Genomic DNA, 24391 nt, shown 5'->3' on the forward strand with positions numbered 1-24391 from the left:
ATTACTAGTAGGAACTTTCCGGCGTATTCGGGCAAAAGACCACAACGGCCTTCGCGTTATTATTAATGGCATGCTAGACCCCGATCCGGGACGGGTCACAACCATGAATCCCGGCAATTTACAACAATCCCACGATTTATGACGTCTCCCCCAATCACCGACCGCAAGGTCCGCTTCGCTCTGGTAGGCTGTGGTCGCATTTCAAAGAACCACATCGGCGCCATCCAGACTCACCAGGACCGCGCCGAACTCGTCGAGGTCTGTGATACCAACCCGGCCGCGCTGAAGGCCGCGCACGACGCCACCGGCGCGCGGCCGTTCGAGTCGCTGGGGGAGCTGCTGGCCCAGAGCACTGCCGATGCCGTGGTACTGGCCACCCCTTCGGGGCTGCACCCCTGGCAGGCCATCGAAGCCGCGCAGGCCGGCCGCCACGTCGTCAGCGAAAAGCCCATGGCCACGCGCTGGGAAGACGGCAAGCGCATGGTCAAGGCCTGTGACGAAGCCGGCGTGCACCTGTTCGTCGTCAAGCAGAACCGCCGCAACGCCACGCTGCAGCTCGTGAAAAAAGCCATCGAGCAGAACCGCTTCGGCCGTATCTACATGGTGACGGTCAACGTATTCTGGACGCGGCCCCAGGAGTACTACGACGCGGCGCGCTGGCGCGGCAAATGGGAATGGGACGGCGGCGCCTTCATGAACCAGGCCAGCCATTACGTCGACCTGCTCGACTGGCTGATCGGGCCGGTTGAAAGCGTGTACGCCTACACCGGCACGCTGGCCCGCCACATCGAGGCCGAAGATACCGGCGTGGCGGCCGTGCGCTGGCGGCATGGCGCCATGGGTTCGATCAACGTCACCATGCTGACCTACCCGCAAAACCTGGAAGGCTCCATCACCATCCTGGGCGAAAAGGGTACCGTGCGGGTGGGCGGGGTGGCCGTCAACCGCATCGACGAATGGAAATTCGCCGAGCCGCATCCGGACGACGACAAGATCCGCGACGCCAGCTACGAAACCTCGTCTGTCTATGGCTTTGGCCACCCGCTTTATTACGACAACGTCATCAGCACGCTGCGCGGCGAAGCCCAGCCCGAAACCGACGGGCGCGAAGGCCTGCACTCGCTGGCCCTGCTGACGGCCATTTACCGGTCGGCGCGCGATGGCGTGCGCATTCCCCTGCCGCTGGACTGACCATGACAACCATTCATCCCACCGCCATCGTGGACGAAGGCGCCCGCATCGGCGCCGACTGCCGCATCTGGCACTGGGTGCACGTTTGCGCCGGCGCCGCGATCGGCGACGGCTGCTCGCTGGGCCAGAACGTCTACGTGGGCAACCGGGTACGCATCGGCAACCGCGTAAAAATCCAGAACAACGTGTCGGTATACGACAACGTCATCCTGGAAGACGACGTATTCTGCGGCCCGAGCATGGTGTTCACCAACGTCTACAACCCGCGCGCGGCCATCGAACGCAAGAGCGAATACCGCGACACGCTCGTGCGCCAGGGCGCGACCCTGGGCGCAAACTGCACCATCGTATGCGGCGCCACCATCGGCCGCTATGCCTTCGTGGGCGCCGGCGCGGTGGTCAACAAAGACGTGCCCGACTTTGCGCTGGTGGTGGGCGTGCCCGCACGCCAGATCGGCTGGATGAGCCGCCATGGCGAGCAGCTTGACCTGCCCCTTGCGGGCAATGCCCAAACTACCTGCCCCCATACCGGCGACCGCTACATACTGACCGACGGCGTCTGCCGCCTGGCCTGAGAGCTCCTATGCAATTCATCGATCTGAAAAAGCAATACCAGGCACTGCGCGACCCCATCAACGCGCGCATCCAGGCCGTGCTGGATCACGGGCAGTACATCATGGGCCCCGAGGTCAAGGAACTCGAAGCCGCCCTTTGCGCCCATAGCGGCGCGCGCCATTGCATCACGGTGGCATCGGGCACCGAGGCCCTGCTCATGTCCCTGATGGCGCTGGGCATCGGGCCGGGCGACGAAGTCATCACCACGTCGTTTACCTTCGTGGCCACCGCCGAAGTCATCGTGCTGCTGGGCGCCAGGCCGGTATTCGTCGACGTCGAGCCCGACACCTGCAATATCGATACGTCGCTGATCGAAGCCAAGATCACGCCGCGCACCAAGGCCATCATGCCGGTGTCGCTGTACGGCCAGGTGGGCGACATGGACGAAGTCAATGCCATCGCCGCGCGCCACGGCATCCCCGTCATCGAAGACGCCGCGCAGAGCTTCGGCGCCACGTACAAGGGCCGCAAGAGCTGCAACCTGTCCACCATCGGATGCACCAGTTTCTTCCCCAGCAAGCCGCTGGGCTGCTATGGCGACGGCGGCGCCATCTTCACCGATGACGACGCAATTGCCCAGGCTTGCCGAGAAATCCGCGTGCATGGCCAATCGGCCCGCTACTACCACACGCGGGTCGGCGTGGGCGGCCGCATGGACACCCTGCAATGCGCCGTGGTGCTGGGCAAGCTCGAACGCTTTGAATGGGAAATCGGCCAGCGCATCGAAATCGGCGCCCGCTACAGCCGCCTGCTCGCCGACCTGCCGGCCGGCGCCCGCACCGTCACCGTACGGCCCGACCGCGACAGCGTCTGGGCGCAGTACACCGTCATGGTCCCCAACCGCGACCAGGTGCAGGCCAAACTGAAAGAGGCCGGCATACCGACGGCCATCCATTACCCCCGCCCCATCCACGCCCAACCGGCCTACGCGCAGTATGCCGAAGGGGCCGGCGCCACGCCCGTATCCGACATGCTTGCCGAACAGGTCATGAGCCTGCCCATGCATCCCGACCTGGATCCCGCCACGCAAGACCGGATCGTGGCCGCACTGCGCGACGCGCTTGCCTGATCGCTCTATATTTCGGCTCGCATGACACTTCCAGTTCTTCTGGTCTCGGTCGGCACATTTGCGCTGGCATGGCTATCGACCCGCTGGGCAATAGCACTGGCAACACAGAAAAACCTACTGGACCATCCAAACCATCGCAGCTCGCATGTCCGCGCAACTCCGCGCGGAGGCGGCATTGCCATCGTGCTGGCTCTCTACGCCGGCACGACCGCGCTATACGCGATGGATCTGGTACCCGGGCAACTACTGCTCGCGCTGGCGTGCGGCCTGCCTGTCGCGATTGTGGGTTATGTCGATGACATCATTTCCCTCAGCGCTCGGGTAAGACTACTGGTACAGGCGCTCTGTACCGCCGCCTTATTGTGGCTGGCAGCCCCCCTTCCCGAGCTCTCATTTGGCAGTTATGTCATTCCGGCTCCCGCTGCAGCGGTGCTGTATGGCGTAGGAATCATTTGGCTGACCAATCTCTACAACTTCATGGACGGCATCGACGGCATCGCATCCGGGCAAGCCATAGCGGCAGGTGCGGTGTGGGCGCTTGGGGCGCCTTTGGCGGCACCTGCCGCCCTGGTGCTGATCGGCGCGGTTGCAGGCTTCCTACGTCACAACTGGCCACCCGCACGCATTTTCATGGGCGACGTCGGGAGTGGCTTCTGTGGGTTTACATTGGGAGCGCTCGCGTTGATATGGGCGCGCGATAGCAATACGCCCATCATATGGTGGCTGATTCCATTGGCACCTTTTATTTCCGATGCAACCACTACGCTCGTAGTGCGCATATTGCGCGGCAAGAGGCCGGGCGTCGCCCATCGGTCGCATGCATACCAACATTTGGCGCGGCGCTTCAACGCGCATCTGCCAGTAACCCTAATTTATACAAGCATATCCACGCTATTCGCCGGGATCCTGTTCTGGTGGGCAAGCGCAGAGCCCATCCAGCGCGCGCTGCCGGCGCTTCTTGCGTGCACTGTCCCATTGTGCGTGGTAGCAGCGTTGCTAGGTGCAGGCCGGGATTGACCCTCCCCCTGCTATAAGAACTATGACGACAGCGCAATGAACATCGTGATCTTTTCGCATTACGCCGGTTCTCCTGAACATGGCATGGTGTTCCGAAACTACGCTATGGCAAGAGAATGGGTGCGCCAAGGCCACGATGTGACAATTGTGGCCTCCGGATACTCCCACGTACGCCAACATCAACCGACCTTCAAGGGCCGCGTTGGGATACAGATGCTCGACGGCGTGCGATATGTTTGGCTTTGGGGGCCCCGATATTCGCCTGCAAGCCACTTCGGCCGGGTCGCCAGCATGGGCGCGTATACACTGCAGTGCCAGCTTTTTCCGCTGCCTGCGGGAAGGCGCTACGACGTGGTCATCGCCTCATCGCCGCACCCATTCACCATTTATCCGGCGGCTCGCCTGGCGCGTCGCCATAAGGCGCGTTTGATTTTCGACATCCGCGATTTATGGCCGCTTACCCCTATCCATTTAGGCGACGCCCCTACCTGGCATCCATTTATCCGAGCAATGCAAGCTGCTGAGGACTATGGTTGTCGCCACGCTGATTTGGTGACCGCCGTTCCGCACAACGCGGAACCCTACCTGCAGAGCAGAGGCCTTGCGGCGGGACGCTTCCTGCCGATCGGAAACGGCGCATTGGTAGACACAGTGCCACCTCAGCCCTTGCCAGAACAGCATGCTGCATTACTGGCCCACCTACGAGACAGCAATGCATTCATATTGGGATACGCCGGCACACTGGGCCACGCGAATGCAATGGAAGCCGTCGTCGATGCATTGCCTCGAACGCATTCCCGGGTTCACCTGGTCATGATGGGCGACGGTTCCAGTCGAGAGTCACTCCAAAAGCAGGCAGGGCGACTAGGCTGCCTCGAACGTGTGCATTTTCTGGCACCCGTCACACGTCGGCAGGTTCCGAGTTTCCTGAACCGGATAGACGTAGCGTATGTAGGCCTGCATGCTTCCCCTTTGTACGCCTATGGGGCGAGCCTGACAAAGCTTAACGACTACATGCTTGCAAGCGTACCTATACTTTACAGCGTGGGCGACACTAACAATCCTGTGCAGGCGTCGGGGGCCGGGCTATGTTGCCCTCCTGGCGACCCGTTAGCCATTGCGACTGCTATAGATCAGATGGCAGCCATGTCTTCCGACCACCTGCACGCCATGGGGGCGGCTGGACGCGAATGGTGCCTGGCCAATAACTTGGTAGCGCATCACACTAGGCATATTCTGTCCACCCTCGAGCAGTTACCCTCTCGAAGCCGGGCAGCGTAACGATACATACGGCCCCCATCCGGTTAATCCGAGATACTTTTAGTCGCATTTTTCATAAGAGCGGGCCGAGTACATTCTTGATGTACTAGCAGACGATAGAACGAATTTTGGCGTCCACCTACACCCCCCGGCGTGTTGCGCTTCTTGGCGCAGCCAATAGCATACATACCGTGCGATGGGCCAATGGCCTGACGCAACGCGGTATAGACGTGCATTTGCTGTCTCTGCATCGACCTGCACCCGAACTCTCTGACTCGGTCGAATTCCACCCGCTTCCTTTTCGGGCGCCGACAGGTTATTTCCTGGCGGCACCAGCAGTTCGCCGCATACTGAAGAAAATCGGCCCAGAATTAGTGAACGCCCATTACGCGACAGGGTATGGCCTGCTGGCGCGCCTGGCCGATGCGCGACCGTTGCTGCTCTCAGCTTGGGGAAGCGACATCTACAGATTCCCCTGTAAGTCGCGGTTGCACCGGCGAATTTTGGCGAGCAACCTGAACCACGCGACGCTGATCGGCTCCACGAGCCACGCGATGGCACACCGCATCAAGGCCGTGGGCGACTTCCCCGTAGTGGTAACGCCGTTCGGGATCGATCATCTCCAATTTTCCCCTGGTGAGCGGCGCCCCCCCTCGACTGCCGGCCCCATCGTAATCGGCGCTATCAAGGGCCTGGAACCCCAATACGGGATAGACACGCTATTGCAGGCCTTCCACATCGCGGTGTCACAACTCGAGCGGTCGCATCCGGACATCGCGCGTCGTCTGCAGTTGCGAATCTATGGTAAGGGCAGTCAACTATCTACACTGCAACAATTGGCTCACGAACTTGGCGTGCAAGACCGCGTGGTGTTCGCGGGTTTCATACCCCACGCAGAGGTTCCCAAAGCCCTGGCAGAACTGGATGTCTACGTCGCACTCAGCCGCCAGGACAGCTTTGGCGTCGCGATACTCGAAGCGTCGTCTTGTGGCGTTCCGGTCGTCGTCTCTGATGCAGATGGTCCTGCGGAGGTCGTTGCCGACGATGAAACTGGTTTCATCGTACCAGTGGAAAATCCGGGCTTCGCCGCTGCACGCATCGTGGATCTCGTGCTCGATCCCCAGCAACGCGCCCGCATGGGAGCCTGCGGCCGGGAACATGTGCTGCGGCACTATACCTGGGAACACAGTCTTGACGTCATGCTCGAGGCGTATCGTAAAACGCTACGTCTGGCGCGTTCTGGCACCGGTCCGGACTCGCCATGAAACTGCTCTTGCTGCTGGTGGTGGCCAGCTTCTCGATTATTCACCTGCTCGAATTCCTGAGCTACTACGCGCGTGTAGCCGGGAGCCTGGCCGGCAAGCCGGTAACCGGCTATGCCATCCAGAACGCCACCACGACGGTCACACGATTCTTCTATCTGGCGTTGATGCCCATGCTGGGCTTTCTGATCGACCGCAGCGTGCCGCGCGAACATTATCTGTATATGGGGCTGGCGGCCTTAGGCGGCGCCACCATGCTATCGCTGCTTGCCTATGCGCTGCGCCGCCACTGGATCGTGCGGCTGGCCAATTTCATTACGCGCAATGAAGGGCAGCCCCTCATCACACTGGGTGAACTACGCACCAAGCTCGATGCGCCGACCGCACCGGCACCGGCCACCATCGCGCCGTTGGCCGCGGCCGTGTTTCTCTGCTATGCCCTGGGCGTATTGCTGTCGTATTACTTCGCGCTCGTGTTCCATGATTACCGCAGCACGATTTCACAGTTGTCCGGCATCATCAACGGCGGCGCCACGGTGCTGCTGACTTTTATTCTCGAACCCCGTATCGCGCACATTGTCGACAGCCACACACCTGCCCGAGTTTATGCTGCGGTGCAGCGCATGTTGGTGGGCAGACTGATTGCCGTAGGCATTGCTGCGCCCGCGATCTTTTATGCCATCTGCTCTGCCTTCCCCTGACTATCCGCGCTTCGCATTGGCGCAGCGGTTACTGGTGGCCGCCTGCGTCCTGATGCTGCTGGGCTCGTCGATATACCTGGCACCCCCGTTACGGCCGTTCCATTGGGGCCTAGCGCTGTTGGCCCTGGCGTTCTGCATCGATGGACATACCCGCCGCAGCCTGTTGTACGGCCGGGTCATGCCTGCCGCCATCGCGGTCCTGCTGCTGATATGCGCGCAGGCGCTGTGGGCGCACAACTTCCCGCGCTACGTACAGTACGCGGTTATCTTCATCATCAGCCTATCGTATGCGCTGTTGGGAGAACACCTTGCCCGACAGGGCAGTGCATACCTGCGCTGGATACCATGGTTGGTGGCGCTATGGTTCTTGATGGCGCTGGTGCCGTGGTTTGATCTCATCACCTATTCCGAGCGCTTTCGTGCGCGCTTTCCGCTTACCGGCGGCCCTTGGGACAACATCAACAACATGGCGACCGCTCTGGTCGTGGTCAACCTGCTGTGGCTACTGGCGCGGCGGCGCCTGTCGTTGGCGTTGTTTGCTGCCGGTTGGCTGTATTGCCTAGTGCTGAATCGGCGGGCCGACATGCTGGGCATGATGGTGCTGGGGGCCGTCTACCTGGTTTTTCTACTGGAGGGATCCTGGCGCCGCAAGGTAACGCTGGCGCTTGCATGGGCCGCCGTCACCGGTGCTGGCTTGTTGTGGCAGCAGTATGGCGGCATGACCCTGCGCGCCCTGCCCCAGATCACCCTGAACGACGGTGAATGGGAATTAGTCACGTCCAAGGGGGATCTGTCGACTGGCTCGCGCAAGGTACTGCTCATGGACATGATCGGCCAAGCCCGCGACATGCCTTGGTGGCAATGGTTAGCGGGAATGGGTGCAGGCCAACTCAACGTGCTATGGCCGACGCGAGAGGGACTGGTACCTTGGGGTTCGCCCCACCTCTTCTGGCTAGAGATGCTGTTTTACTTGGGCGTTGCGTGGCCGTTGTTCTTATTATGGCTGTTCTGGCGGCTGGACTGGATCGGCCGCACATGCCTGCTAGTCATCGGTATCGCCGGAATAGCCCCAAGTTCGATGGTTTATTTCCAGCCTTTCTGGTTCTTGTTGGGCGCCATGCTTGCCCAGTTGCCCCGTCCAGCATACCGTCGTGCAGCTCTGGCAACTTCGGCTAACCGGGCTGCGGCGGCCGAGGTCGGGCGGACCCCCGCGCGAGACTGATCTGACCGGGCGTTCCCGGTAAAATTCGCCATCCTTCGACCTCAGGCCCACGTTTTTCATGTTCATGCCCGCTGCCTTGCGACGATTCCTTGTGAATCTGCCGCGCCCCTGCAAGCAAATACTGGCGGCGCTGCTTGACGCCGTGCTGCTGCTAGCGTCGTTCTACTTGGCCGTCTGGGCGCGGTTCGAAGTGCTGTACGTAAACCACTACTATGCGATTCTGTCGCTGGTGGCCTGTGCCAGTGGCGTCACTGCATTAGCAGCATTCCGGGTCTACTATTACATCCTGCGCTACATGAACGAGCGCGTGCTGCTGGGCGTTGCGGGCGGGGTTATCGTATCGGTGCTGGCCGTCACCGCCATCGACACGTTCCTGCGCCTGTCGTTTGGCTTGTCGCGCGCTGTGCTGGTCATCTACCCGCTCATCGCGCTCATCCTGCTGCTAGGCGTTCGGCTTATCGCGCGGCGCGTGCTGTTTCCCGGCACACGGACAGCGGCCGCGGGCCTGCAAACGCCCGTCGTCATCTACGGAGGCGGCAGCCTGGGTTCACAGCTGGCGGCCGCGCTGCGGGCCAGCCCGCACTACCTGCCGGTGGCCATGATCGACGACGATCCGCGCAAACACCGCCTGGTCATGGCGGGCCTGCGCATCTACCCGCCATCGCAATTGGCGCGGCTGGTTGCCAAATACCAGGTCGCGCAGTTGCTGATTGCCATGCCGTCGGCCTCGCGCACGCGCATCCGGCAAGTGGTCGAGATGGCCGAGCCCTTCCGGCTGCGCATTCGTACGGTATCCAGCCTGCGCGAACTTGTCGATCCACGCCGCGGGCCACGGCTGCGCGACATCCAGGTCGAAGACCTGCTGGGCCGCGACCCCATTCCGCCCATTCCCGAGCTGCTGGGGCGCTGCGTCACGGGCCGTTCCATCATGGTAACGGGCGCGGGCGGCTCTATCGGGTCGGAACTGTGCCGCCAGATCCTCGAATTACGGCCGCACCGCCTGGTGTTGTTCGAAATATCCGAACCCGCACTCTACGCTATCGAGCAGGAACTCGTCGCCTTGCGCAATGCCGCCGGCAGCGATACCGAACTGGTTGGCATTCTGGGCTCGGTGCGCGACTACGAGCACTGTCTGCTGCAGTTGCGCCGCCATGGCGTGCAAACCGTGTATCACGCTGCCGCCTATAAACACGTGCCCATCGTCGAACACAACATTGCCGAAGGCATACAAACCAATACCTTTGGCACGCGCGCCATGGCCCGCGCCGCCATCGCAGCGGGCGTGCAAGACTTCGTGCTGATCTCCACCGACAAGGCGGTACGCCCCACCAATGTCATGGGTGCGTCGAAGCGGTTGGCCGAACAGGTGCTGCAAGGCTGTGCGCAAATCGGGTCCGCCACGCGCTTCTCGATGGTGCGCTTCGGTAATGTGCTGGGCAGCTCGGGCAGCGTGGTGCCGCTGTTTCACAAGCAGATCCTTGCAGGCGGCCCCATCACCCTGACGCACCCGGACATCACGCGCTATTTCATGACCATCCCCGAGGCGGCCCAGCTGGTGCTGCAGGCAGGTTCCATGGGCGAGTCGGGCTCGGTGTTCCTGCTGGACATGGGCGAAGCCGTGCGCATCCGCGACCTGGCCGAGCGCATGATCCACCTGTATGGCCTGACTGTGCGCGACGAAGAAAACCCGTCGGGCGATATCGAGATCCGCATCACGGGGTTGCGTCCGGGCGAGAAACTGTACGAAGAACTATTGATCGGAGAAGCTTCGCAAACCACCGAGCATCCTCGCATCATGAAGGCGCGCGAACACTGCCTGCTGCATGCCGAACTGGAAGCCGGCCTGCAGGCGTTGCAGAGCTACCTGCAGGCCGACGACCTGGAAAGCGTGCTGCGCCAACTGCGCGTACTGGTACCGGAATATGCAGCCGCCAAACACTGATCCCACACCGGGCGTCCGAATCGCCCACCTTACCAGCGTGCATGCCCGCTATGACGTGCGCATTTTCTTAAAAGAGTGCGGAAGTTTGGCACGTCGCGGGTACGCCGTGCGCCTATATGTCGCAGACGGCAAAGGCGATGAAGTAAAGAACGGGGTAGAAATTCGCGACTTGGGTAAAACCGGCAAGCGTTTTTTGCGCATGCTGATTAAGCCCTGGGCTTTATTCCGCGCTGTACGCCGTGATGGCGTACAGGTTGTGCATTTTCATGATCCCGAGATCATCCCTGCTGCCCTAGCTCTGCACTGGCAGGGCGTAACGGTCATTTATGACGCGCACGAGGATGTGCCACGTCAGATTCTTAGCAAACGTTGGTTACCCAAAGGCTCGCATCGGGCCGTGGCACGCCTGTTCGAATGGCTTGAAAATTTTGCTGCCCGACGCTTTGCGGTTGTAGTGACCTCCACTCCACATATCGCCGCGCGCTTTCGCGCAGCTGGTGCACATGCGGTGAACGTCAACAACTTCCCCATGGCGCACGAGTTGGCAGTGGAGCGCACGGCGGACGCTAGCGAGGCGGATGCGCCTAGATCGCGCACCATCTGCTATGTCGGCGGTATTAGCGACATTCGAGGCATCAAGGAAATTATGCAGGCACTGCCTGCGGCCAATGCAACACTGCTTCTGGCGGGCCCTTTTCAAACACCGGGGCTGCGAGCGCAGTTGCAGGCGATGCCCGAATGGCACCATGTCGAGTATCTGGGAGTCGTGGACCGAACGGGCGTGCGGCAGATAATGGCACGATCACAACTGGGCGTAGTCCTGCTTCACCCAGTCAGCAATTACCTGGATTCACTTCCAATCAAGATGTTCGAGTACATGTCTGCAGGACTACCGGTACTTGCTTCTGATTTTCCACTCTGGCGCCAGATCATCGACGGAGCGGACGCCGGCGCGTGCGTTAATCCGCTGGACCCAGAAGCGGTCGCGCTAACACTGAACAACATGCTGGACGACCCGCAAAGGCTACGCCGCCAGGGCGAAGCCGGCCGCCGGGCCGTACACGAACGCTACAACTGGGCCAACGAAGAACGCACGCTGCTGCAGCTTTATCGCGACCTCTGCCAGCCCGGGGCCAGCACGCGACGGTAAAGGTCTATCAGGCGTTGCGCTTCATAGCGCCAGTCCAGGGCCAGCGCCGCGCGCCGGGCGGCCTCGCGCTTGCGTTGGAAATCTTCGGCATCGATGCTGTCCACCACAGCCGCGAACTCGTCCGCCGAGTACGTGCCGACCCAGCCCGCGCCCGTATCTCGCACGATGGCCGCCTGGTCGGGCAGATCATTCACCATCACCGGCACGCCGCCCTGCAGGCACTCGAATAGCTTGTTGGGCAACGCATACCGGTAGCTCAGGCAGGCGTCTTCCAGCAACGACAACCCGATATCGGCGCCCGCCACGCGCGGCACCACATCTGCCAGCGGCACGGGCGGATGCAGATGTATACGCGGGCACGCTGCCCTTGCCGCTTCGATATCGCGCGACAGCGCGCCGCTGCCCATGAACAGAAGGTGATGACGGCACTCGGGCCGCTGGAACACCTGCAACAAGAACGGAATGCCGCGGCCGCGCGCCAGATTGCCCACATAGATGAAAAGCCGTGCATCGTCCGGCACGCCCAGTTCCTGGCGCCATGGATACGGCGCGGCCGTCGCGGGCGGACGGTTCGGAATATTGCGCACCAGCGTCACATCCAGACCGGGATACTTTTGCGCATACCACTGCACGATCGATGGGCTGACGGTAATCATCGCGTCCACGCGCGGCATCAGGCGGCGTTCAGTCCATCGCGACAGGCGCTGGCGCACGCCGCGCAAGTCCATCATCTCGGTTTCGAGCTCGTGGGCGTCATAGATCAGCCGCGCCCCAGTGCGCTTCTGCAATGCCGCGGCAATAGGCAGCGGAGACAGATCGTGGCAATGAATAATGTCCCACTGCACGCCCCCATGCCGCCTGATGATGCGTGCCGCCCATTCCGCATACTTGGCGGACTGGCTGGCCAGATCTTTGGGGAGGCGCGCGCGCGTGGCCAGCGGCACCCGCCATACCGAACGACCCGGGCCAAGCGCTTCGCGCTCGGGCAGATAGCCATCTCCCAGCGCCACGACTTCGAGTTCGTTCACCACGCTGGATTCGACCAGCGACCGGGTCTCTTTGAGTATGCGCGAATCGGAGACGAAGTTATTGCGCACTAGGTGCAGCGCTTTGACTGCCATGATGATCGAATTCTCTTGGGGTAGTCACTTACTGGCAGCGCTACAGGCGGGCCGCCACGCCACCGCAGCCCGAGGGCGTGGCGGCGATGGCGCATTGTACTGGCCTGGAAGACCGGCACACCCTGTTTTATGGCCCGGGCAGACCCTGATTCGACCGAAATCCCCTAAAATTTCGCCTGCATTCATCTACTCGTCATTCGACCAATGTCACCAGCCACGCTTAGTCCAACCCACCAAACTTGCACCCGCTGCGTCATGGACACAAGCGATCCCGCCATCTCGTTCGATGCGCAAGGGGTGTGCAGCCACTGCCGGCGTTTTGACTTGGTCATTTCCAAAGCATGGCATCCCAACGAACATGGTGCTGCACTGTTGTCAGCCCAACTCGACGACATGCGTGCGGAGCGCCGCGGCCAAGAGTACGATTGCATCATGGGACTGAGCGGCGGAATAGATAGTTCCTATCTGGCCTTGAAGGTCAAGGAAATGAACATCCGTCCGCTCGTTGTGCACGTAGATGCTGGCTGGAACAGCGAACTCGCCGTCCATAATATTGAACGCGTCGTCAATTATTGTGGGTTCGATCTGACCACGGTAGTCATCGATTGGGAAGAAATGCGTGACCTCCAAGTGGCCTACCTGCGCGCGGGAGTGGCGAATCAAGATGTCCCACAAGATCACGCGTTTTTTGCTTCGCTTTACCGCTATGCCATCAAGCATGGCATCCGCCACGTGATCAACGGCAGCAACTACGCTACCGAATCGGTCCTTCCGCAAACGTGGGGCCATAGCGCCATGGATGGGCGCAATCTAAAAGCCATTCACAAGCGCCACGGCACTCGCCCCTTGCGTACATTTCCGGTGCTCGGTTTCGTCGAGAAGAACATCTATTATCCGTACATCAGGAAGATGAAAGTGCTCCGCCCCCTGAACCTTATGCCGTACGATAAGCGCCATGCGTTGCGGCATCTTCAGGCGACGATCGGGTACAAGGACTACGCGTACAAGCATGGCGAATCCGTGTTCACACGATTCTTCCAGAATCATTACCTGCCGACCAAGTTCGGCTACGACAAGCGACGCGCGCACCTCTCCAGCGAAATCCTGGCAGGGCTGATGACTAGGGAAACCGCGCTACAGCTCCTGCAAGAGCCGCTTTACGACGCAAATGACCTTCAGCGCGACAAAACGTATATCGCGAAAAAGTTGCGCCTCCCGCCGGAAGAGTTTGAGGCACTTTTGCTCTCTCCTGGGCACGCTTATTCCGAGTATGCCAATCAGGACCAGATGTTCCGAATTATGCGTGCCGCTAAACGCCTGCTGCTGGGGCGCCGCAAAACAAGCCTGGATCCGGCAGGCGCACAAGCAGGCGAATCATGATTTCCGTGCTCGTGCTGGGCACTGGAAACTTCGGTTCTATTCTGAATATGCTGCGCTATATCGGGGCACCAGCGCGATTAATCTCCACGCCTGAAGAAGTTCTGACGGCGCAGAAGATACTTCTTCCCGGCGTCGGTGCGTTTGACAACGCCATGCAAGCTATGCGCCAGCGCGGGCTTGTTGAGCCGCTCAAGCTCCGTGCGCTGCAAGACGGCGTGCCGCTGCTAGGCATCTGCCTGGGCATGCAGATATTGGGGTTCGGCAGCGAAGAGGGCAACCTGGAAGGGCTCGGATTAATAGCGGGGCAGTGCAAACAGTTCCGGTTTCCTGACGCCTCTCGCCTGAAAGTGCCACACATGGGTTGGAATTTTATCGAGCCGCAAAAGTCGAGCGCGCTGCTTGATAAATTGCCCAATGACCCGCGATTCTATTTCGTACACAGCTATCACTTCGAATGTCAGGACGCCGCCGACCGTCTAGCGCAGACCCGCTATGGCATTGAGTTCACTAGCATGGTAGAGCGTGGAAATATCACTGGCGCGCAGTTTCATCCTGAGAAAAGCCATAAATTTGGTATGGCGCTACTAAGAAACTTTGCAAATCTTCCACCATGCTCCGCACCCGTGTAATTCCGTGCCTGCTACTTAAGGGCGGCGGCCTCGTAAAGACCCGGAAGTTCGACCGACCTGCCTACGTCGGCGATCCTATCAATGCGGTACGTATTTTCAACGACAAGGAAGTCGACGAACTAGTTTTTCTGGATATTGAGGCCTGCCACAACAACCTGGGCCCGAATTTCGAGCTTATCCAAGACATCGCAAGCGAAGCTTTCATGCCGTTTGCTTATGGTGGCGGTATCAGCAGCGTCGAACAGGCCTTGCGCTTGCTGGCGTTGGGAGTTGAGAAAGTAATCCTTAATACCCACGCCGCCCAATCGCCCGATCTGATAGCGGGTATTGCGCGCGCCGCCGGCAGCCAAAGCGTGGTGGTGGCCATCGACGTAAAGCGCGATTTCTTTGGCCGCCAGCATGTGTACACCAAGGGAGGGACCCAGCGCGTCTCCTCCGACCCCGTGGAATATGCCAGACGCATGGAGCAAGCCGGGGCGGGAGAGCTGATGCTGACGACCATCGATCGAGAGGGAACCCGAACCGGCTACGACTTACCCTTGATCGAATCGGTTAGCCGTGCTGTATCGATTCCTCTCATCGCCAATGGTGGAGCCGGAACCCTGACCCATTTGCGGCAGGCGTGGCATGCCGGGGCGTCCGCGGTCGCAGCAGGTAGCATGTTCGTCTACCATGGCAAGCACGATGCCGTATTGATCACTTATCCTCGGTACAGCGAACTCGAAAAACTGTTTACCGATGAGGCTACTGGTTAGTGCGATCAGCGCGAAAATGACGAGGTTGCGTTACAAAAACTGTGCGACGAAATCCTGATAGCGGGCCTGCCAATCAGCCGCCCAGACCTGCGTCCGCACCTTAGAGTCAGGCCGTGAATCAGCAACTCGGCCGTGCAGCAACTCCGGCACCTCGGCGTAATCCAGAAACTGAAATATGGACGTCGGCATACGGTTGCGAGCAATATCACAGTCTATTACCCTGGTCGGGACGCCTAGCCCCACCGCTTCGAACATCAGCGTGGTAATGTCGCCCACGACCAAAGCGGCTCCAGCCATACTGCGATAGACGTCCGGCTCCGTGTCAAGACGGATGCGTGTATCCGTAAATAGGGCGGCATAATTGACTGCCGCCATCTGGCGCTCACCAGGGTGCGGCCGGAAACGCACCTCGAAACCAGCCGGCAACGTGCTCAAGAGCCCTTGCACCACCGATCGATAGAAGTCCGGCCCAACGCCAGTGGATGCCAGTAAAACATAGGGTGTTCCAGCCGGAGGCGTATCAGCCAGACAGTAACCGCTCATCCGGGGGCTGCCGATAACCACCTTCTGGCTTGGCGTGCATATGGAGTCCGCCCAATATTGACCGAAAGTGAGCAAATAGTCGGGTAGCCCGTCTCGATAAATGGAATCCGCCATCGAGGCGGCATAGTTGTAAGCGTAGTGATCGTGCCCGATATAGCCGTGCTGAAATTCTGCAACCGGTATTCCAGCTGCACGCGCCCACCTTATTACATAGGACCATATCCCCCCATAGCTCGCTCCATCAATCTGCAGCAGTTTGGGACGCCTAGCATCGAAGAAACGTTGGTAACCCGTGTACCAACTGGCAGCACTGCGAGCGCTGCCCTCCAATGTGCGGCGCATATGCTGGAAGTGAGCAGGACCTAGAGTGTCGCCAAACGCCTCGCGCAGCTTTCGGACGAAACCATCGATGGCTTGCTGTTCAGCGAAGGACAGGCGCCGCAGGCGCTTAGCGAATCTCGACCATAACGTGATCCAGTCGTGCTGCGTCGATACGTCAGGATGCGTCCTTGGTCGCGAATACCCCCAGTTCTTGCTCAGCTCAATTACCTGTGAGCGCGCGCTGATAGCTTGCGCACAATAATCGGTGAGCCAATTGAAGTACCGCCCCTCAACAGGGCGATGAATATTGGTTCCCCCAGTGGCGATGTAGACAACATCCACCTGCTCGCCACGCGCCGAGGTGCCATTGCGCGCTGCCCAAGTCCGATAAAAATAGCTGACTCCGGGACGAGCTCGAACACCCCCTTTTTTCTGAAAATTGGTGCCCTCGATGGCATCATACAAAGCGGCGGCAATATATGAACGCACCATTCCCCACATCGGCACGCGCCACGGAGACAATGCGAACTCGGCTGGGTCAACTTGATCTTCGAAAGCCATCACCCGCTGCAGACTGAGTGGTATCTGCATTAAGACCTCCGATTGGTTACCACTGTTCGCCGCCAGAACGAGAACCAAGGCAAGCGCTCCACGCGTGCCGCCATGGCCCAGGTACAGATAAACAGCAGGAAGTTGGACAGGCAGACTGCCTGCGCCGCACCCACGGCGCCGTTGATCCGGATGAACAGTATGGAACTGAGCACGCTGAACGCGCCCAGCGCCAGCGTCAGGCCGGCCAGGCGCCCGGTCTTGCGGTGATAGAACAGGTAGTTGGTCACCATGTAATACATGCCCGTAAACGCCGCGCCAAAGGCCAGCCACATCAGGAACTCTGACGCGCCTGCATAGCGTTCGCCCAGGTAGAAACTGACGAACCACGGACTGGCAACCGTAACCAGCCCCGCGCCGGCCAGCGCGACGACGAAATACAGGTACGTGGCCTGCACCAGCTTGCGGCGCAAGGCATCGGTCGGCGACGCAAGCCGGCGATACAGCCAGGGGGAATAGGCCTGGTTGACGGCAGTGGCGACCAGCGAGATCACCATGGCCAGTTGCGCCGCGACGGAATACAGGCCGACGTCGTGCATACCTGCCATTGTGTTGAGCACGGCGCGGCTGATCAACACCACTGCCACGCTGCCTATACCGTGTGGGATGAGCGGCAACCCGAAGGCCAGGATGTCCTTGGCGTACTCGCGATTCCAGCCCAGGCGTACGGTGCCGCGCGCCAGCATCAGGCCCAGCAATACGATGGCTACGCCGATGGTGGCGCCCAGGTGCCCGTACACCCGTCCGGGCCAGCCCATCGACAGGGCAACGACGAGCCACACCGACGCCGCCATGATGGCCAGGGTATACAGGTTCTGGATAAACGCGTAGCGCAACGCCAGGCCGCGCATTTGCATCAGTTTCAACTGCAACTGGATCACTACCTGCCAGGTGGCAGACAGTACGCCAAGCAGCAGCCAGCCCAGCGACAGGCCCGTATAGCGCTGCAGCACAGGCGCAAAGGCGGCCGCCAGCAGGCTGACCAGCGCAGCCGAACACAGGATCAGGACCAGGCCGGTGCCCATGTAGGCGGGCAGCGCGATGCCCTCTTTCTTGAAATACCGCACGCTCGTCGAGCCGGGCAGGTACAGGCCGATGGCAATGCCGAACAGGTTCATGGCGCTGGTGAACATGGCCACGTGGCCCATGTCGTCGGGGCTGAGATACCGCGTGAAAATCGGCATCAGCAAGAACGGAATCGCGCTGTTCAGGCCGCTGCTGAACACATACGACGCCGCCTTGCCCAGCAGGCCGCTCATGGGCGTGCCGGCCCGGCCGGCGCCCGGGCCGGCAACAGATCAGGATGCGGATACGGTCGAGCCATCATCAGGGCAATTGCGCCACGAAGCGTTGCATGACGGGATAGTGCCTGTCGATATTCGCGCGCACACTGCTGAAGCGCACGCCTTCCCGTAGCTCGTAGTCGCACACTCGCACGATATCTTGCGCCAGGCCGGGCGCGGGGATGTACGACCCTTGCCGGGACAGCCGCAGTTTGCGCAGAACCCGGTCTTGCACCGAGCGGCGATGGCCCAGATAGGCATCAAGCACCACGCCGCCCGCCACCAGCCGGGTAGCCTTGCCGCGACCATCTTCGCTCAATAGCACCGAGGGCCGCGACACGCTGCTCATGAAAATATGGGCGTGGACACGGAATCCCACATGCAGGTCGCAATCGCCGTAATACGCGATGAGCTTTTCTGCGCTACCCGAAATGTCTTGATAGCGGATCCGCTGGCTTTCGAGCCACGACGCCATCCGCTGCTGCGCATCGAAAAGCGGCGAAGCGCGCCCGTAGGCGGACACGTAATGGTCCGATAGCGAGTGATGGAATGCGACTTCCAGCACATCGTTGCCATAGCGCTCGGCAAGAGACGTGATGATCTCGCGCGTTTGGGCAGCCATGCCTGGCGAAACGGCCATGGCCACGCCTGTGGAAAAAGCCACTTTGCGCGGCGTGGCGTTGAACTGTACCGGCGTATTCAAATGCGGCAGGCTGTAATACGCGGGGCAGCCGGTCATGAGAAAGTTGTCGTAGCCTGCCGCGGCCGCCGCGTTCAGCGTGTGATAGTCGCGCACGCTGGACAAGTAGCCGCTGTCGCGTACGCGATCCAGCAGCTGGCGGGTCTGCGCGGAAAGCGGGTAGCGGTGTGTGTCCTGCCATTCGCCCAGGGGCGACTTCCAGCCCACTCCCATGGCGATAATGGGCGCTTGCAGGCGGCGCAGATCGGACGTCAGCGCATAGATTCCGGGGTACATCCCCGACTGGAATGACGGGCCACCCAGCAGAATAATGGCCTTGGCCGAGTTGATCTCGTCCAGCTCGTCGTCGGCGATGGGTTCCCAGGCATTGCGGTCGATCAGTTCCCGGTCGGGCCGCAAGGCGCGCAGCAACGCCATGGCCCGATGCTTGATCAGGAAATCGCCGGCATTGTTGCGGCTGCCGGTCAGCAGGACGTAGCGGTTCGGACCCATGCTAGGCGCCTGCCTCGCCAACCATATGCCACGCCAGCAGGGCGTCTTCCGCAATATCGCAGGTTGCCTGCCGCCCGATGATGTCGTCCCAGTGCACCGGGCTGATGCCGTGGCCCGGCCGCTTGGCGATCAGCATGTCTTCAGTCAGCGTTTCGCCGGCCTTGATGTCGCGCGCGGCAACGATGCTGCGCCGCGCGTGCAGGCGCGCGGGTGCTTCGTGGTCCAGCGTGCGGCCTTCGCCGACCAGCTCGCGGTACACCGCCAGCTTTTCATTGAACCGCGCCAGATCGTTGCAGTCCATGGCGTGGTAGTGATCGTTGCCGGGCAGCGTCTTGTCGTGCGTGAAGTGCTTCTCTAGGATGCAGGCGCCCAGCAGCGTGGCGGCCTCGAGCGCACTGATGGTGGCATCCGGCACGACATGGTCGGAATAGCCGATGGCCACTCCGGGGAACGCGCGGCGCAACAATGCGATTCCATTGAGTTGCGCGTTTTCGCGCGGCGTCGGATAGTTCAGCACGCAGTGCAGCAGCGCCAGTTCGGTTGCTCCCGCGGCCTGCAAGGTCTCGACGGCATGGGCGACTTCCGGCAAAGTGGACGCGCCTGTCGAAAGAATGACCGGCTTGCCGGTGCCCGCCACTTTGCGCAGCAGGGGCACGTTGGTGATGTCGGCCGAAGCGATCTTGAAGAACGGCACCAGCGGATTCAGGAAATCCACCGCGCCCATGTCGAACGGCGTGGACGAGAAATCAATGCCGACCTCGGCACAGAATCGCGCCAGCGCTTCGTATTCCGCCGCGCCGAAGCGGTCGTACTTCTTGAACAACTGGTATTGGCTGGGCGTGGCTTCTTTCGACGTGTCCCAGTAAGCCGGGCTGTGGCGCGACGCAATGGTCTCGGCCTTGTACGACTGGAACTTCACCGCGTGGGCGCCGCCTTGCTTGGCTTCGCGCACCAGCCGCTTGGCCAGTTCCATGTCGCCGCCGTGGTTCACGCCGATCTCGGCAATGATGTATGGGTTCAGCCCGTCGCGAATGGCGCGGCCGTTGATCGAAAAATAATCTTTGGACATGACGGTTTCCTAATCGAGCAAGGCCAGCATCTGGTTGATGACACGCGCCTTGCCCTGGCTGAGGTCAAGCGCCTGCATGCGCGCGCGCATGTCGCGGCGCAATGCCGCATCGGCCAGCAACGTGGCGAACGCCTGCGAAAGCTGCGCGTCGGTCACGTCGCCACGAAAACCCAGGTTCATCACGCCGTGCTCGGAGCCGGCAAAGGTGTGGGTCGTTTCGCGCCGGTTCTGGCACACCACCAATGTGGGCACACCCAGCGATGCCAGTTCAAATACGGTGCGCCCGCCAGACGTAATGGCGACATCGGCACGCGCCATGTGGTCGGAGATCCGCTTGGTGGACTGCGTAACCGCGATCCGGGCGTCGACATGCCGCGCCAGCACGGCGCGCAGGTCGTCCTGGTGGGCGTAGCCCGGGCCCAGCACCACGTCGAGCGCGATGCCGCGCGCCTGGCACACGGGCGCAACCAGGTCGAGCACACGCGCCGTCAGGTTGCCTTCGTCCACCCCGCCAAAGGTCACCAGTACCCGGGCGACGTTGTCGTGCACGGGCATGTGCGGCGCGTACAGGAACTCATCGCGCAGGCAGAAATATTCGGCGCCGCAGCGTACCTGCGGCAGCGACGACCGCCCGGGATACAAGGCGTTGAATACCAGGTCGGCACGCTCATGGCCGGGGCCCAGGTCTTCGAAATTGACGACCTTGCAGCCCAGCGCGTGCAGCCCGTCGATGTAGTCCGCTTCGGTATCCAGGATATCGTTGACCACCAGATGCGGCTGCAGGCCAGCAATGGTGTCGAGCAAACCGCCCGCAGGCGCGATCGTGACGGCGTAATTGAACTGCCGCAGATAATCGGCGGCGAGTTCGCTGCCGGCGTCGCAAACAAAGTGCAATTCGTGACGCACCATCTCGTGGGCCAGCATCGCTGCGCGGTACGCGTGCCCGAGGCCGACGGCAGGGTATCCCACCACGGCGAATACGATTCGCTTGCGCGCCAGCAGGCTTTCACACAGGAACAGGTCGGCCACGCTGTCGATGTCGAAGCTGCGCTCGGCCGGCATTTCCAGCAGCTGAATGCGCGCGCCGATCCGGGTGCCGGCCTGCAACTGCCCACGTCGACAGGCGATGATGGCCCCTGTTTCGCGAAAACTGGGCGGCAGTTGCTGCCGGTTGACGCGCGCGGCATAGTCGGGCACCGGCTGGCCGTCGCGCAGGGTCCAGCGCAAATGGCGGTCATCGACTACCGACAGCACCGTGTCGGCATCGGGGTGCGCCGAAAACAGCGCAAGCGCACGCTCGATATCGGTGGCCTGCACCAGCGGCGACGTCGGTTGCACGGTGATCACGATGTCGTACTGCTGGCCGTAGCGGCGTTCGGCCTGCGCGGCGGCGCTGACCACCACCGGATCCAGCGTCACCTGGTCGGCGGCCAGGCTCGCATCGCGCATCAGGACTTCGGCGCCAAAGCGCTGCGACAGCAGCGCAATTTCTTCATCGTCGGTAGACACCGCCACGCGATCCACGCCTTGCGCAGCCAGGGCGGCCCGGATGGCGTAACTGATCATGGGCTTGCCTGCGACGGGCCGTATGCTCTTGCGGGGGATGCCTTTGGATCCGCCACGGGCGGGGATCACTACGAGAACAGACATGTGTATGGATATGTATAAGGCCCGACGCCACGGTGCGACGCCGCACTATATTGTATGTTGTGCAGTGTGCCGCCCCGCCTGGAGGACCAGTGCGATTCATCATTACCGGCGCAACCGGCTATATCGGCCGCCACCTGTTGCGGCAAGCCCGCGAACGCGGCCATGATTTGGCCGTTTATACACGCCAGCGCGCCGGCCTGCCCGGCGATGTCACGGCGCTTTCTTACGATGCCCCGCTGCCGGCGGCGTTTCACGGCGCCGACGCCCTGATCAATCTGGCCGGCCGGGCCCATACGACGGACACCGGCGCGGGCCACGACGCCTTCGACGAGGCCAACCACCAATTGCCGCGGCGCCTGGCTGACCAGGCCCGCCAGGCGGGCGTGCGGCGCTTCGTGCATGTCAGTTCGATAGGCGTGTATGGCAATACGCGGGACGAACCGCTCAACGAGGCGGCCCCCCTTGCGCCGGACACGCCCTATGCCCGTTCCAAGGCCCGGGGCGACGAAGCGCTGCAGCAGCAATATGAAGACGCGCCCACGCAACTGGCGATTGTGCGGCCGCCGATGGTGTACGGGCCGGCTTGCCCGGGCAATTTCGCGCGGCTGCGCAAGCTGCTGCAAACCGGCGCGCCCCTGCCGTTCGGCGCATTGGATGCGCCGCGTTCGTTTATCTATGTTGCAAACCTGGCAGACCTGCTGCTGCACGTGGCGGCACACCCTGCCGGCCACGGCCTTTTCCTGGCGGGCGACGGCTCGGACTACACCGTGCCGCAGCTGCTGCGCGCCATGGCGCAGGAATCGCGCCGGCCGGCGCGCTTGTTCCCGGTGCCAGCCGCGTGGCTGCGGGCCGCCGCAAGGCTGGCCGGCCTGCGCCGCGAAATGGACAGCCTCACCCGGCCCCTGCTGGTCGACTGGTCCCATGCGCATGCCGCACTGGGCTGGACGCCCCCCGTTGATCCGGAAACGGCGCTGCGCGCCAGCCTGGCCTGACATCCGCACGTTTCAGGCAGACTGCGTGGCGCGGTCGCGGCGCGGATACGTCAACGCCAGCATCGCCCCCACCCAGATCGAATAGAAGGCCACCGTGCGCATGCCGCGGAACATCAGTTCCGTCAGGCCGAATATGGCAAAGCCCAGACAGATGCACAGCCCCATGGCGGCGGCCGTACGGATGGCGCGGTCGCCGTCGCCGATGCGGCGGGCGAAGTACCAGGCCGGCAGCAGGTAGATCACCAGCAGCCCGCCCAGCAGACCCAGGGCGCCGTACTGCGCCAGCACGTAAAGCATGTCGTTGTGGGTTTCGCCGTAGGTGCGGGCCACATCGGCCGATACGATGCCGCGCTTCTGCAGGGCTTCGAGGGTGGGGTCGAAACCTTTTTCGCCTACCCCGAACACGGGGCTGGCCTTCCACATTTCGAGCGCGGCGCGCGCCAGCTGCAGGCGCACACACACCGACGTGTCGCTCAGCTCGTGCACCTGGCATTCCTTCCACTGCTTCACGCCCGCCTCGACGCGGTCGTTGAGCGCATCGTTGGCCGCGATGACCCCGCAGCCTATCGCCACGGCGGCGCCCACGGCGGCCAGCCGGCGCGACCAGGGCACGCGGTTGTAGGCGCACACGCCGATCAGCAGGAACACCGGGATGGCCAGCCATCCCGAGCGCGTTTCCGAAGCGATGAAACCGGCGAACCCCAGGCCGCCGGCCAATAGCTTTACCGCGATCTCGGTGCGATGCCAGCGCGTCAGGCGCCAGCCTATCGACAGCCATGCCATGACGGAGAACAACAGCGTCAGGTTGCCGAACGTGACGCTGTTATAGGGGGTATAGCCCGCTGTATAGGGACGCGACCCGGCCACCTGCTGCGGAAACAGCAGCAGCCACGCCGCAGTGAGGGCCCCGGCCAGGATGCCCCATTGAATCTGGCGCAGCCACGCGGGCCTTGCATACAGCAGCACCCACGTAACGGGCAGGATGGCCGCGGCGCGGATCGCGCGCTCAAGCCCCGCGCCGCTGAATTGCCCGTGATACAGCTGGCTGGCCAGCACCGACGCCACGACCATGACCATGCCGACGCCCAGCGGCTTCCAGGTGTCCCAGAATCCGGGCAGACGCAGCGACGGCCGACAGGCCAGGCCCCCCAGGCCGATGGCAAATGCCAGGACCAGCACGTAGAAGATGACGCTGGCCGCGCTGGACACGGTCATCAACAACGGCGGCGAGACCGCCACCAACACAGGCAGCAACGCGGCCCAGCTTATACGTAAGAACACCAAAAAACTCCGTGCGCAGGCTGCGCGTTAGAGCCGCCGTGCAAATTGATTAACCAACTAGATTTTAACCGTATCGAATTGTGATATTACGATACATCAAATTATTAAATGAAAATCGTTGTGCAGGCTGGTCGCTT

General features: G+C 61.8%; 21 protein-coding genes. 14 read left to right on the forward strand and 7 right to left on the reverse strand.

What is annotated here, in order from left to right; all coding sequences use genetic code 11:
- Window positions 1-138: 138 nt before the first annotated feature.
- The 10 genes from CAL19_RS17815 (at window position 139) to CAL19_RS17860 (ending at window position 11429) form a co-directional block, all read left to right on the forward strand.
- On the forward strand, window positions 139-1191 hold the full coding sequence (locus CAL19_RS17815; protein ID WP_026640759.1) for a Gfo/Idh/MocA family protein: 1053 nt from the start codon (window positions 139-141) through the stop codon (window positions 1189-1191).
- 2 nt (window positions 1192-1193) lie between these two features.
- Window positions 1194-1766, forward strand: a complete 573-nt coding sequence (locus tag CAL19_RS17820) for an acyltransferase (protein ID WP_026640760.1) — start codon at window positions 1194-1196, stop codon at window positions 1764-1766.
- Between the two features lie 8 nt (window positions 1767-1774).
- Window positions 1775-2875 carry a DegT/DnrJ/EryC1/StrS family aminotransferase gene (locus CAL19_RS17825; RefSeq protein ID WP_026640761.1) on the forward strand — a complete coding sequence of 367 codons (1101 nt, stop codon included), beginning with the start codon at window positions 1775-1777 and terminating at the stop codon, window positions 2873-2875.
- A gap of 21 nt (window positions 2876-2896) precedes the next feature.
- Window positions 2897-3892: an MraY family glycosyltransferase gene (locus CAL19_RS17830; RefSeq protein WP_094797565.1), complete on the forward strand. Its 996-nt coding sequence runs from the start codon at window positions 2897-2899 to the stop codon at window positions 3890-3892.
- Window positions 3893-3928: 36 nt separating this feature from the next.
- Entirely contained in the window at window positions 3929-5173 is a 1245-nt protein-coding gene (locus tag CAL19_RS17835; protein WP_094797566.1) for a glycosyltransferase family 4 protein, read from the forward strand.
- A 107-nt stretch (window positions 5174-5280) separates the two neighbouring features.
- Window positions 5281-6417, forward strand: a complete 1137-nt coding sequence (locus tag CAL19_RS17840; protein ID WP_269320903.1) for a glycosyltransferase — start codon at window positions 5281-5283, stop codon at window positions 6415-6417.
- Window positions 6414-7115 (forward strand): lipid II flippase family protein, encoded by a 702-nt coding sequence (locus CAL19_RS17845; protein WP_026640764.1) that lies wholly within the window; start codon window positions 6414-6416, stop codon window positions 7113-7115. Before CAL19_RS17840 ends, CAL19_RS17845 begins: the two co-directional genes overlap by 4 nt.
- Window positions 7090-8337 carry a hypothetical protein gene (locus CAL19_RS17850; RefSeq protein WP_051423860.1) on the forward strand — a complete coding sequence of 416 codons (1248 nt, stop codon included), beginning with the start codon at window positions 7090-7092 and terminating at the stop codon, window positions 8335-8337. The genes CAL19_RS17845 and CAL19_RS17850 overlap by 26 nt, the downstream gene beginning before the upstream one ends.
- Before the next feature lie 58 nt (window positions 8338-8395).
- Window positions 8396-10279 carry a nucleoside-diphosphate sugar epimerase/dehydratase gene (locus CAL19_RS17855; RefSeq protein WP_038852542.1) on the forward strand — a complete coding sequence of 628 codons (1884 nt, stop codon included), beginning with the start codon at window positions 8396-8398 and terminating at the stop codon, window positions 10277-10279.
- Window positions 10260-11429, forward strand: coding sequence for a glycosyltransferase (locus tag CAL19_RS17860; RefSeq protein WP_094797567.1), 1170 nt, complete (start codon window positions 10260-10262; stop codon window positions 11427-11429). The genes CAL19_RS17855 and CAL19_RS17860 overlap by 20 nt, the downstream gene beginning before the upstream one ends.
- Here the strand turns inward: CAL19_RS17860 and CAL19_RS17865 are convergent.
- A complete protein-coding gene (locus CAL19_RS17865; RefSeq protein WP_094797568.1) occupies window positions 11387-12550 on the reverse strand; it encodes a glycosyltransferase in 1164 nt (387 codons plus the stop codon). The genes CAL19_RS17860 and CAL19_RS17865 overlap by 43 nt on opposite strands.
- 204 nt (window positions 12551-12754) lie before the next feature.
- On the opposite strand from CAL19_RS17865, the gene CAL19_RS17870 reads away from it, so the two are divergent.
- From CAL19_RS17870 to CAL19_RS17880, 3 genes are read left to right on the forward strand one after another with little or no spacing between them, the layout of a single operon-like run.
- Window positions 12755-13930 (forward strand): N-acetyl sugar amidotransferase, encoded by a 1176-nt coding sequence (locus CAL19_RS17870; RefSeq protein WP_094797569.1) that lies wholly within the window; start codon window positions 12755-12757, stop codon window positions 13928-13930.
- Entirely contained in the window at window positions 13927-14559 is a 633-nt protein-coding gene (hisH, locus tag CAL19_RS17875; protein WP_094797570.1) for an imidazole glycerol phosphate synthase subunit HisH, read from the forward strand. The genes CAL19_RS17870 and hisH overlap by 4 nt, the downstream gene beginning before the upstream one ends.
- Window positions 14541-15314 carry an AglZ/HisF2 family acetamidino modification protein gene (locus tag CAL19_RS17880; RefSeq protein WP_094797571.1) on the forward strand — a complete coding sequence of 258 codons (774 nt, stop codon included), beginning with the start codon at window positions 14541-14543 and terminating at the stop codon, window positions 15312-15314. Before hisH ends, CAL19_RS17880 begins: the two co-directional genes overlap by 19 nt.
- A 30-nt stretch (window positions 15315-15344) precedes the next feature.
- Here the strand turns inward: CAL19_RS17880 and CAL19_RS17885 are convergent, their stop codons facing one another.
- The 5 genes from CAL19_RS17885 to CAL19_RS17905 form a co-directional block, all read right to left on the reverse strand.
- The gene (locus CAL19_RS17885) at window positions 15345-16739 is read right to left on the reverse strand and encodes a hypothetical protein (protein ID WP_141214397.1); all 1395 of its coding nucleotides are present in this window, start codon (window positions 16737-16739) and stop codon (window positions 15345-15347) included.
- Between the two features lie 29 nt (window positions 16740-16768).
- Window positions 16769-18046 (reverse strand): lipopolysaccharide biosynthesis protein, encoded by a 1278-nt coding sequence (locus tag CAL19_RS17890; protein ID WP_094797573.1) that lies wholly within the window; start codon window positions 18044-18046, stop codon window positions 16769-16771.
- Window positions 18047-18113: 67 nt separating this feature from the next.
- Entirely contained in the window at window positions 18114-19262 is a 1149-nt protein-coding gene (locus CAL19_RS17895; protein WP_094797574.1) for a polysaccharide pyruvyl transferase family protein, read from the reverse strand.
- A gap of 1 nt (window position 19263) precedes the next feature.
- Window positions 19264-20331 carry an N-acetylneuraminate synthase family protein gene (locus tag CAL19_RS17900; RefSeq protein ID WP_094797575.1) on the reverse strand — a complete coding sequence of 356 codons (1068 nt, stop codon included), beginning with the start codon at window positions 20329-20331 and terminating at the stop codon, window positions 19264-19266.
- 9 nt (window positions 20332-20340) lie between these two features.
- Entirely contained in the window at window positions 20341-21981 is a 1641-nt protein-coding gene (locus CAL19_RS17905) for a cytidylyltransferase domain-containing protein (protein WP_094797576.1), read from the reverse strand.
- An 89-nt stretch (window positions 21982-22070) separates the two neighbouring features.
- On the opposite strand from CAL19_RS17905, the gene CAL19_RS17910 reads away from it, so the two are divergent.
- Complete coding sequence (locus tag CAL19_RS17910; protein ID WP_026640772.1) at window positions 22071-22973, forward strand: NAD-dependent epimerase/dehydratase family protein; 903 nt, start codon at window positions 22071-22073, stop codon at window positions 22971-22973.
- 12 nt (window positions 22974-22985) lie between these two features.
- Here CAL19_RS17910 and CAL19_RS17915 read toward each other — a convergent pair whose 3' ends face one another.
- Window positions 22986-24254, reverse strand: a complete 1269-nt coding sequence (locus CAL19_RS17915) for an O-antigen ligase family protein (protein ID WP_141214398.1) — start codon at window positions 24252-24254, stop codon at window positions 22986-22988.
- Between the last annotated feature and the right edge of the window lie 137 nt (window positions 24255-24391).

Source organism: Bordetella genomosp. 7 (assembly GCF_002261265.1).
GTDB lineage: Bacteria > Pseudomonadota > Gammaproteobacteria > Burkholderiales > Burkholderiaceae_B > Bordetella_A.

Bases quoted from the DNA above. Each gene is read 5' to 3' on its own strand.
- CAL19_RS17865 (WP_094797568.1), bottom strand. From the start codon at position 12,550: ATGGCAGTCAAAGCGCTGCACCTAGTGCGCAATAACTTCGTCTCCGAT.
- CAL19_RS17850 (WP_051423860.1), top strand. From the start codon at position 7,090: ATGCCATCTGCTCTGCCTTCCCCTGACTATCCGCGCTTCGCATTGGCG.
- CAL19_RS17905 (WP_094797576.1), bottom strand. From the start codon at position 21,981: ATGTCTGTTCTCGTAGTGATCCCCGCCCGTGGCGGATCCAAAGGCATC.
- CAL19_RS17835 (WP_094797566.1), top strand. From the start codon at position 3,929: ATGAACATCGTGATCTTTTCGCATTACGCCGGTTCTCCTGAACATGGC.
- CAL19_RS17890 (WP_094797573.1), bottom strand. From the start codon at position 18,046: ATGAGCGGCCTGCTGGGCAAGGCGGCGTCGTATGTGTTCAGCAGCGGC.
- CAL19_RS17820 (WP_026640760.1), top strand. From the start codon at position 1,194: ATGACAACCATTCATCCCACCGCCATCGTGGACGAAGGCGCCCGCATC.
- hisH (WP_094797570.1), top strand. From the start codon at position 13,927: ATGATTTCCGTGCTCGTGCTGGGCACTGGAAACTTCGGTTCTATTCTG.
- CAL19_RS17880 (WP_094797571.1), top strand. From the start codon at position 14,541: ATGCTCCGCACCCGTGTAATTCCGTGCCTGCTACTTAAGGGCGGCGGC.
- CAL19_RS17870 (WP_094797569.1), top strand. From the start codon at position 12,755: ATGTCACCAGCCACGCTTAGTCCAACCCACCAAACTTGCACCCGCTGC.
- CAL19_RS17825 (WP_026640761.1), top strand. From the start codon at position 1,775: ATGCAATTCATCGATCTGAAAAAGCAATACCAGGCACTGCGCGACCCC.
- CAL19_RS17845 (WP_026640764.1), top strand. From the start codon at position 6,414: ATGAAACTGCTCTTGCTGCTGGTGGTGGCCAGCTTCTCGATTATTCAC.
- CAL19_RS17895 (WP_094797574.1), bottom strand. From the start codon at position 19,262: ATGGGTCCGAACCGCTACGTCCTGCTGACCGGCAGCCGCAACAATGCC.
- CAL19_RS17885 (WP_141214397.1), bottom strand. From the start codon at position 16,739: ATGGCTTTCGAAGATCAAGTTGACCCAGCCGAGTTCGCATTGTCTCCG.
- CAL19_RS17855 (WP_038852542.1), top strand. From the start codon at position 8,396: ATGTTCATGCCCGCTGCCTTGCGACGATTCCTTGTGAATCTGCCGCGC.
- CAL19_RS17860 (WP_094797567.1), top strand. From the start codon at position 10,260: ATGCAGCCGCCAAACACTGATCCCACACCGGGCGTCCGAATCGCCCAC.
- CAL19_RS17900 (WP_094797575.1), bottom strand. From the start codon at position 20,331: ATGTCCAAAGATTATTTTTCGATCAACGGCCGCGCCATTCGCGACGGG.
- CAL19_RS17815 (WP_026640759.1), top strand. From the start codon at position 139: ATGACGTCTCCCCCAATCACCGACCGCAAGGTCCGCTTCGCTCTGGTA.
- CAL19_RS17830 (WP_094797565.1), top strand. From the start codon at position 2,897: ATGACACTTCCAGTTCTTCTGGTCTCGGTCGGCACATTTGCGCTGGCA.